Source organism: Pontibacter sp. HSC-14F20 (assembly GCF_019599265.1).
Lineage (GTDB): Bacteria > Bacteroidota > Bacteroidia > Cytophagales > Hymenobacteraceae > Pontibacter.
In genome coordinates, this window is the sequence record NZ_JAHZTC010000036.1 from 1 (window position 1) to 7,380 (window position 7,380).

Here is a 7,380-nt window from a genome sequence, read left to right on the forward strand (position 1 = left end):
TTTGTCTGGAAGATGGTGCCGGAAACCAAAAACAGGTCGCTCGAGGAAATGGAGGCGCTGTGGACCGGACCGGCAGCCCTGGCGCAACACAAAACACCACCCTTGGCGGTTAAAACCAAGGTATAGCGGCCTTTATTTTTTGATTGATTTTTGAGAGAGTCTGCCAGGTATAGAAAGAACCTTCCTATACCTGGCAGACTTCTTTATTAGGAGTATTGAACGCTCCTTATACCTGTTAATAAAGCTATTCAGATAAGGATTATGCACGCAGGAATTCGGGTGCGCTTAAAAAGAAACCCCGCCGGTTTGTCTCCAGCGGGGCTCTAACTGTATACTGGTTTACTAACGGCCAACTTATACCTTACAGCGATTGATTTTAACCAACTCAGCGCATCAGGAACCGGAAGCGGTCGATGTTTCGCAAAGCGGTGCCTGTGCCCCGCACTACGGCACGGAGTGGGTCTTCTACCACGTGCGTCGGCAGTTTCGTTCTGGTGGCAATTCTTTTATCCAGGCCACGTAGCAAAGCGCCTCCGCCGGTCAGGTATATACCTGTCTGGTGAATGTCTGCCGAGAGTTCAGGCGGGGTCATCTCCAGTGTTTTCATCACGGCCTCTTCTATTTTAGCCAGGGAACGGTCCAGGAAAAAAGCCACATCGCTATACGAAACATGTACCTGTTTTGGCAGCCCGGTCAGCAGGTCGCGGCCTTTAATGCCTACATCCTGTGGCGGATTTTGCAGCTCGGGCAGGGCAGCGCCTACCTCCAGCTTAATCCGGTTGGCAGTAGACTGCCCGATGAGCAGGTTGTGGTGCTTGCGCATGTAGTGCACAATGTCGGCAGTAAAGCTTTCGCCCGCCACCTTCAGGGATTGGTCGCAGACAATACCGCTGAGGGCAATGACGGCGATCTCTGTTGTGCCTCCGCCAATATCGACGATCATGTGTCCGTTCGGCTCCTCCACATCCAGCCCAATGCCAATGGCGGCAGCAATTGGTTCGTGCACCAGGTATAGCTCCCTTGCTCCGGCAATAACGGCTGAGTCGCGGATAGCGCGTTTCTCCACTTCGGTTATACCTGAGGGTACGCAAACCACCATCCGGAACGAGGACCCAAATTTTCTTTTACCCCCGTTGATCAATTCCAGCATCCCCTTCATCATGTGTTCTGCCGCATGAAAATCTGCTATTACACCGTCCTTCATGGGCCGCACTATGCGGATGTCCTCGTGCGCTTTTCCTTCCATCTGCATGGCCTTCCGGCCAATCGCCAACACTTTGCCCGACGACCTGCTGTAGGCTACAATGGAGGGCTCATCCACTACCACTTTGTCGCCCTGCATGACCAAAAAGTTGGCCGTGCCCAAATCAATGGCAATATCTTCTCTAAAAAAATCTAAAAAACCCATTCTCTATGGTGTAAATATTCTTCTCCAACAACGCCATCCGGCCGGCAGACTACAGGTTAAGATTGCCTGCGGCTTCGGGCTGATACAATACCTCCATCACCTCATACACTACCGTGCCTTTAGGCCCCGGCCGCTCTACCTTATCGCCGACTTTGCAGCCCAGTATGGCAGTGCCCACAGGCGCCAGCACCGAAATTTTGAACTTGGACAGGTCTGCATCTTTCGGGTATACCACGGTCAGCTCCATCTGGGCTCCGCTTTTCAGTTCGTTCAGCTTCACAAGCGAGTTCATGGTCACTACATTCTCCGGAATTTCTTCGGAGGCTACTACTTTGGCGCGCTTCAGCTCCTGGCTGAGCGCTTCTACGGTATGGGCACCACTAACCTGGCGCTGGGCTTGTACCAGGCTGTGCAGGCGCTGGAAATCTTTTTCAGTTAGATAAATCGGGTTCATATAGGTTAAAAATTTAAAGCTTTATAGAATCTTGCAGGTATAGCGCCATGCCTGGCCCCGGTGGCGGACGCTAAGCCTTCAGCGTTCGAGGCATGAAGGCGAATAAAAAAGGTAAATACACAAAAACTCCCTTACCTGCAGCCTTTGTGCTGCGTAAAGGTGTCTTGTGAAAATGTAAAATGAAGGATGTTCAACAGGAATAACCTGTGGCAAGGGATGGTGGCTTGCGCCCGGGGCCGGAGGTTTCCGGCTTATTTAATGAAGGCCTTAGGGGCTGTGTAAAAGAAAAGACAATAGCCATTCAGCACATCACTTTGCGATACGTGATGCGATGCCGCAACAAAGCCGGTAAGGGACTCTGAAAAGAGATGAATTGTTCTGATATATGGCAGCACGGTTCTGATAGTAATCTTTCAAAGTAACGGAAGAAACGTCATAAAAGCAAGAAAACAACCGTGTTACCAACAGTGTACCGCACGCAGGACCAGCAATGCAACGGGCTTTGCTCTACCTGAAACAGAAACAACTCCAAAGCAGCCTGAACCGGCTATCCCTTACTTTACCGGTGCTTCTGCCCAAAATCTTTCTTTCGTGGTCCACGCAGGTATAGGGAAACCGGAAGTTGGTGTTGAAATCCTTGCAAGCGGTTAAAACAGGATTGGCTATGTCGCCTAAACCGCCTTATCTTCGTGAGTTTGAATGGGTATGCATCTTCTGGGCAATGGCATCCAATCAGACCGCAAAAATAGCGGAGGCAAAACTATGATAGACCTTTCGGCACTGAGCTTCACCAACGTTTTAGACCTTCTGGGGACTTTCGCTTTTGCCGTGAGCGGTATCCGCTGGGCTTCTACCAAGCAATTCGACTGGTTTGGCGCCTATGTCATTGGGCTGGTAACGGCCATCGGTGGCGGCACAACCCGCGACCTGCTGCTCAACGTGCCTCCGTTCTGGATGCAGAATGCCAGTTACCTCACCGTGACAGGTATAGCTCTGCTGGCCACGATCTTGTTCCGCAATCAACTTTTCCGTTGGGGCAGGGCGCTGTTTCTGTTCGACTCCATCGGGCTGGGTCTGTTTACGGTGGTAGGAGTAGGAAAAAGTCTGGAAGCGGGGTTACCCTTCTGGGTATGCATTATGATGGGTGCTATTACGGGCTCTGTTGGCGGTGTTATCCGGGATGTTTTGCTCAATGAGGTGCCGCTCCTGTTCCGGAAAGACATCTACGCCCTGGCTTGCATTGTGGGCGGCATTGTGTATATGTTCAGCTACCAATATGGTCTGTCTATTTCAATAACCGAAATGCTCGCCGCCCTGACCGTGATCCTGATCCGGGTGGTAGCAGTAAGGTATCACATCCAGCTGCCCTTCCTGAGTCCCATCAATACCGAACGCAACGATAGAGATAAAAAAGAATAGCTATTGTAATTTACTACTGTACGAGCATGGTAAATCCAACAAAAAAAGCCCCGCCGGTTTATAGCCAGCAGGGCTTTTTTAACTTAGGATTGTGGAGTAGCAGGGATTTTCTTCATCCGCACTACCAACTGATTATCATCACTTTAAAACTTGCAATTTGAGTAACTCACCGAATCACTCACCGCCTGATATGCTGCAAACTAACTGCAAATGCTATGGCTTAAAAATACTCAGAAGTTTAGGAAATAGCAACTAGATCCTTGCTTTATACCCTGATGTTGAGATTTTGTAAGTATCCCTCCAGGTACTGGCTAAACGGGGACCGCCGCAAGGGCTGAGGACACAGCGCCGCTACCGGGAGTTCGAGTAAGAAATTAAAAAAAGCCACCCAAAAAGGTGGCCTGGCGAAGCTATGCCCATCCGGCAGAAAATGCCTTGAAAAGAGCGGGAATCCTCTCCCGGAAACAACAGAAAGTATCTTTCATTATCCCTCCAGGCCCGCATCCGATGGGCCAGCCGGCTACCTGAGAGCCTTGGACAGGTAGCGTAGAACTAACCTCTTCCGACTTAAAACCCATAATGCGTCGCTTGGTTCCGTGCAACCACGGCTTCATTGTCGGCACTCCGTACCCAACGAAGCCTTAGTTGTTAGGCTGCGTTTTTCTCAAATCGTTTTATGGATTCCAATTCTTGCTGCTTGTTAGCCTTCTCTTCTTCCAAGTCGTAATCATCTTGCAAACCAAGCCAGAACTTGGGGGAGTTGCCAAAATAGTAGCTTAACCTTAAAGCCGTGTCGGCTGTAATGCGCCTGTTTCCTTTCAGAATTTCAGATACTCTGGTTTGAGGTATACCAATGTCCTTTGAAAGCCTGTAGGCGGTAATGTTTAGCGGAACAAGAAACTCTTCTTGCAGTATTTCTCCCGGATGAATATTAGGTAGTCGCTCCATTTTTTTCTTCTTAGTGGTAATCTATAATTTCTACTTCTGATGCTTGGCCGTTATGCCACTGAAAGATGATTCTCCACTGGCTGTTTATCCTGATACTGTAGAACTCTTTCAGATTTTCCGACAACTTCTCTAATCTGTTGGAGGGAGGAATGCGAAGGTCAGCAATATCCTGAGAGTTATTAAGCATTCTTAATTTACGTCTGCCAATCGTCTGGATTTCCATAGGCAGCTTCGCTACCCTTTCCCCGTTCCAGATTTTTTCGGTTGACTTGGACCCAAAAGATATAATCATACTAACTTTTAACGTTACTAACGTCAAAAGTAAGCACTAAGTTTAATACTAAAAAGTTTTGTAGTTTCTTTATTCTTTGAAATACAGCGGATTTGTGCAGCCGATGCCCGTAGCGGAGCAAGGGTTACGGCTGCACCGGGTTACGGGGTAGTAATTATTCTTTTATAACTCAATAGAGATTTTTACTTTTCCACCCAAGCCTTTCTCTACAATATCAAATAAGGTCTTGAGAGTAAGGTTACTTCCGTCGTTTTCAACTCTGGATATGTAGGTTCTTTTCTTATCGATGATTTCCCCTAACTCCTGCTGGGTCAGGTGTCGAGCTTCACGGGCCTTTTTCAATTCAAGTCCTATTTTAAATGACTCGAACTCCCTGTCAAGGTTGTCACGCCTCTCTGTGCCTTTCACTCCGTACACTCTGTTCTTGATATCTGCCCAAGAACTAACTTCCCTTTCTTTATCTTTTCCCTTCATAATATTCAGCCATTAATTGTAGTGCCTTATCAATCTCTTTCTTTGGTGTTTTTTGCGTCTTCTTCTGAAAGCCATTCAGCAAGATGACCAGCTTGCCTTCGTCGAAAAAACAGAACACGCGCCAAATGTTGGAAGCAAGTTGAACACGTGCTTCATATAGCCCGTCTGTACCAGTCAGGTGCTTTAGGTAATTTTGAGGCACCCGCTCAAGTGTTTCTATCGCTTCCAAAATCTTGAATATCTTGTCCTGCACCTTAACGGGCTGCTCCTTCAAGAAATCTTCAAAGTAGTTTTTATAGGCGATGATTTCTCTGATCTTCTTCATCTGCTGTATGTTCAACAGTAAATGTAACTTAAAAGTTACTATTAATTACAAAAAAATACTTCCCTTTTATGATTTCTTATTTCCCGTAACCTACTGGGCTAAAGCACGACTTGGTGTGGTTTAGGTGTTGTTGTGTGATAGTTATTGTTTCATCGTCTGCTCTACATATTCGACTGCTTCTTTAATAGTTATTGTGAACACACCGCCTTTCCCAGTTTCAAAAGCTTCTTTCCAATGCCTATAACCTTCCGTAAATTCAGGTAACTGGTTCTTTGAGCCAAGGAGTTCTGTTACACTTTCAACTACTGCTTCTTTAGAAAATGGTAAATGGTCTATAGTTTCTGAAATGTCTTCCTCACTATGAAGATTTGTTACTTTTAATCCCTTCAATGCAACATGGACAATGGTCTCACCATTTATCTTCTCAACCTTAAGTATGGTGAGTGTCGAATTTTCTTCACCACTTCTTGTATGATACTTCCAGCTTTGACCGGCTTCAAATTTATCGTCTTGGCAACCCATCACTTCCTCTGTCTTCTTTTGACTAAAACAACTCTGTAATACAAACAGAACGAATAGTAGGGAAAAGATAATATTCTTATTCATGCTTCTAATTCCACACAACGGTTGGGCTATAGTGCGTTTATGCACTATAGGTGGTGTTGTGCTTTCGGGCTTTTTCTTTACTCTCCAGTACTCCCATCAACCGCTGGTTTAGGTAAAGTTTTTCCTTTCCTACCTTAGTTGCTTTTAAAAACCCTTCCTGCTCAAGCGCTATCAGGTAGTTCCCTACAGTCTTTGGTGTTCCCATGTTCGCGTCTATCAGAAATTGGCGTTTGGTATACGGCAGTCTGAACAAGATTTCTATCAACTCTTTTGAGTGCACCTTTGGGAGTTTCTCTTTTATTTCCTCTGAAGTGGCCTCCATAACGGCCATGATCTCCTCCAGTTTTTGGAGTCCGCTGGCGGCTGTTTTTTCAATCATGTCGAGCATGTAGAGTATCCAGCTCTCCCAATCTCCTGCTTCCGTTACTGCCCTTAGCTTCTGGTAATAAGCCGCCTTATGGTGGATGATATACTCACTTAAGTAAAGAGCAGGCACATCCAACAGTTTTTCCATTTTCAGGTAGAGCAGAAGTAAAATCCTTCCTGTGCGTCCATTACCGTCAATGAACGGGTGGATGGCCTCGAACTGGTAGTGCATGACAGCCATTTTGATGAGAGGGTCCAGCGTGCTTTCCTCGTTAATGAAGCGCTCCAGGTTTGCCATTTTCTCGCGTATTACTGTTTCCCCTGCCGGCGGCGTGTAGATTACTTCGCCCTGCGTGTTGGATAAGGTCGTGCCTGGAGTAGCCCTGATACCCGATGTGTTCTGCTTGATACATCGCATGATATCCACACAGAGGTTTGTTGTGATAAATGGCCGCTCTTTAAGCTTTTCCAAGCCGTACCACAACGCCTCCTTGTAGCTTATAACCTCTTTTGCTGCCGTGGGTTCATACCTCTTTTCGGCCACGACTGACTTATAGAGGTCATCATTTGTGGTGATAATGTTCTCTATTTCAGAGCTTGCCTTGGCTTCCTGTAAATGGATTGTGTCTAAAAAGAGGCTTGGGTTAGGCAGGTTGATGATGGCTCCGTTCAGCTGCGCCAAAGCCCTGCTTGCTTTTACAGTCTTTCGCATAACTTCCTTTGTCTCAAGATCTACATCCGGAGGAAGCAAGGGTAAGTCATTGTAGGGTTCTTCTCTATGAAATGGGGCCATAAATAACGAGGGTAACAGTTACTCTTACTTTAAATACAAAGGTAAAAATAATGATTTATTACACTTGTTGTTTGTTCAGAGGTAACTATTACTCTTGTAGGTTATTTTTCATACTTTGCATGCCATACGGACTGGACTATGCGGCTGTGAAGCTGCCGTATAGTTGTGGTTGCACTAAACCTTCGGTAGCTGGTTTTAAAAAGCAGCGGATAAGCGTTACCTTTTGATTCAAACTTATTCCTTACATAAAGATGAAAAAAAAGAGCCTACCCTTATCCAGACTGCCTGTACTAAT

Annotated in this window: 9 protein-coding genes; 1 reads left to right on the forward strand and 8 read right to left on the reverse strand. The window is 46.4% G+C overall.

Annotated features, from left to right (window positions below; translation table 11 throughout):
• Nucleotides 1–385 precede the first annotated feature (385 nt).
• Together K3G39_RS20250 and rnk are read right to left on the reverse strand one after the other, a co-directional pair.
• Nucleotides 386–1,408, reverse strand: coding sequence for a rod shape-determining protein (locus K3G39_RS20250; protein ID WP_220627997.1), 1,023 nt, complete (start codon nucleotides 1,406–1,408; stop codon nucleotides 386–388).
• A 49-nt stretch (nucleotides 1,409–1,457) separates the two neighbouring features.
• Entirely contained in the window at nucleotides 1,458–1,862 is a 405-nt protein-coding gene (rnk, locus tag K3G39_RS20255) for a nucleoside diphosphate kinase regulator (RefSeq protein WP_220627998.1), read from the reverse strand.
• Between the two features lie 762 nt (nucleotides 1,863–2,624).
• Here rnk and K3G39_RS20260 point away from each other — a divergent pair.
• Nucleotides 2,625–3,281, forward strand: a complete 657-nt coding sequence (locus K3G39_RS20260) for a trimeric intracellular cation channel family protein (protein WP_220627999.1) — start codon at nucleotides 2,625–2,627, stop codon at nucleotides 3,279–3,281.
• Between the two features lie 648 nt (nucleotides 3,282–3,929).
• Here K3G39_RS20260 and K3G39_RS20265 read toward each other — a convergent pair.
• The 6 genes from K3G39_RS20265 to K3G39_RS20290 all read right to left on the reverse strand — a co-directional run bounded on the left by K3G39_RS20265 (nucleotide 3,930) and on the right by K3G39_RS20290 (nucleotide 7,085).
• Nucleotides 3,930–4,229 carry a HigA family addiction module antitoxin gene (locus K3G39_RS20265; protein WP_007656043.1) on the reverse strand — a complete coding sequence of 100 codons (300 nt, stop codon included), beginning with the start codon at nucleotides 4,227–4,229 and terminating at the stop codon, nucleotides 3,930–3,932.
• A 10-nt stretch (nucleotides 4,230–4,239) separates the two neighbouring features.
• Entirely contained in the window at nucleotides 4,240–4,521 is a 282-nt protein-coding gene (locus K3G39_RS20270; RefSeq protein WP_220628003.1) for a type II toxin-antitoxin system RelE/ParE family toxin, read from the reverse strand.
• 162 nt (nucleotides 4,522–4,683) lie between these two features.
• On the reverse strand, nucleotides 4,684–4,995 hold the full coding sequence (locus K3G39_RS20275) for a helix-turn-helix domain-containing protein (protein ID WP_116545156.1): 312 nt from the start codon (nucleotides 4,993–4,995) through the stop codon (nucleotides 4,684–4,686).
• Nucleotides 4,979–5,320: a type II toxin-antitoxin system RelE/ParE family toxin gene (locus K3G39_RS20280; protein WP_220628000.1), complete on the reverse strand. Its 342-nt coding sequence runs from the start codon at nucleotides 5,318–5,320 to the stop codon at nucleotides 4,979–4,981. The genes K3G39_RS20275 and K3G39_RS20280 overlap by 17 nt, the downstream gene beginning before the upstream one ends.
• Nucleotides 5,321–5,461: 141 nt before the next feature.
• Entirely contained in the window at nucleotides 5,462–5,926 is a 465-nt protein-coding gene (locus K3G39_RS20285; protein ID WP_220628001.1) for a hypothetical protein, read from the reverse strand.
• A gap of 37 nt (nucleotides 5,927–5,963) precedes the next feature.
• The gene (locus tag K3G39_RS20290) at nucleotides 5,964–7,085 is read right to left on the reverse strand and encodes a Fic family protein (RefSeq protein WP_220628002.1); all 1,122 of its coding nucleotides are present in this window, start codon (nucleotides 7,083–7,085) and stop codon (nucleotides 5,964–5,966) included.
• Between the last annotated feature and the right edge of the window lie 295 nt (nucleotides 7,086–7,380).